Annotated in this window: 2 protein-coding genes, 1 tRNA gene and 1 pseudogene; 2 read left to right on the top strand and 2 right to left on the bottom strand. The window is 67.8% G+C overall.

The window, feature by feature from the left end; translation table 11 throughout:
* Positions 1–147: 147 nt before the first annotated feature.
* Complete coding sequence (locus tag KZA10_RS15355; RefSeq protein ID WP_256934937.1) at positions 148–438, top strand: hypothetical protein; 291 nt, start codon at positions 148–150, stop codon at positions 436–438.
* A gap of 16 nt (positions 439–454) precedes the next feature.
* Positions 455–527: transfer RNA gene (locus KZA10_RS15350), tRNA-Arg, on the top strand.
* A 110-nt stretch (positions 528–637) separates the two neighbouring features.
* Here KZA10_RS15350 and KZA10_RS15345 read toward each other — a convergent pair.
* The gene (locus KZA10_RS15345) at positions 638–1,177 is read right to left on the bottom strand and encodes a histidine phosphatase family protein (protein ID WP_218683318.1); all 540 of its coding nucleotides are present in this window, start codon (positions 1,175–1,177) and stop codon (positions 638–640) included.
* A pseudogene (locus tag KZA10_RS15340) lies at positions 1,174–1,385 on the bottom strand (ABC transporter ATP-binding protein); the annotation flags it as partial. The pseudogene KZA10_RS15340 and the gene KZA10_RS15345, both read right to left, overlap by 4 nt.

Raw genomic sequence — 1,385 nt, 5'->3', positions numbered from 1 at the left:
CGCGGCGCTCGACCCGTCCGCCACGCCCGACCTGGTCATCATCCAGGGATCGATCAACGACCGTGCACAGGGCGTCGCCGGCTACCGCGACGCCGTGAACGCCGCGTGGGACACGTTGGCCGCCACGTACCCGGAGGCGACGATCGTGTGCTCGGTCCCGCTCCGCACGAGCTCCCCGTCGGAGCGGCCACCGCACGCATCGACACCGATCTCTCCGCGCTCGCCGCCGCACGCGGCTGGTGGTACATCTCCCCCATCGCCCAGGAGTGGATCACCGCACAGAACTACCTCGACGTGATCGACGTGGAGGTGGGGCGCAAGCATCCCTCCACGAACGGGCACCGCTACCTGGCGGAGAGACTCGCCGCCGCCCTCGATGAACTGCGCACCGCCCCGGTCACCGAGGCCGGTGGGTCGGAGTCCACCCCCGACGAGTGATATTGTCGATCGGTACGCCTCCGTAGCTCAGTGGATAGAGCGCCGGTTTCCGGTACCGTAGGTCGCAGGTTCGACTCCTGTCGGGGGCACAAAGGTTGTACGAGTCACACCCGTGATTCCGTACATGAAGTTCTTCATCACGAGAGAAGCCGCCTGATTCCAGGCGGCTTCTCTCGTTCGTGCTCCGTGGTGCGGGGGGCTACTCCGTCAACCACCGTGCGGTGTATCCGAGAGCTTCACTCCCCTCGAGCAACACGACGTCTCCGTTCGAAAGCCGTGAGCACTGGTGCCCCGTCACGGCTTCGATGCCGAGCCGCAACAGGGTCCCGTGAGCGACGACGACGGTGTCCACGTCGTCGCGGAGAAGCTCTCTCAGCGCGCTGGCGGCGCGGTCGGCGGTGGCAGCGACGGATTCTGCGCCGGGATAGTCCTGGTCGGGCCACCGCTCCCACGCTTCGGTGACCTGCAGACCGTCGGCCTCACCGTAGTGACGTTCGACGAGGCCGTCATGCACGCGGTACTCTGCATGGGGCATGTGCCTACGGATGATCTCGGCCGACTGCGAGGCACGTCGCAGCGGCGACGAGACGATCCGTGTCCAGACCGCCGTCGCCAGCAGACGACCGGCCGCTTCGGCTTGGGCTTCGCCGACCGGATCGAGAGCGATGTCGGACTGCCCCTGCATTCTGCGCTCGCGGTTCCATGCGGTGCGTCCGTGCCTGACCAGTGCGAGGGTCATGGCGACATCACCGCCTCGCGCTCGGGCGCGTCTTGCGCAGCCTGCGGGTAGACCACCGCATCCGTGATGTGGACGGAGACGGCGTCTCCGACCCGGTGCCGGCTGCCGTGGGTGCGCACGCGCAGATGCGTGCCGTGCCAGTCCACGACGACGTCGCTGCCGTCCGGTGTGAAAAGCGAGGAGCGGACGGTGGCATCACCGCCGGGAG

The sequence above is a fragment of the Microbacterium sp. BF1 genome, from assembly GCF_019279095.1.
GTDB classification, from domain to species: Bacteria; Actinomycetota; Actinomycetes; order Actinomycetales; family Microbacteriaceae; genus Microbacterium; species Microbacterium maritypicum.
Note: the sequence above shows the minus strand (reverse complement) of the source record. Positions and strands in the feature narration are given on the sequence as shown.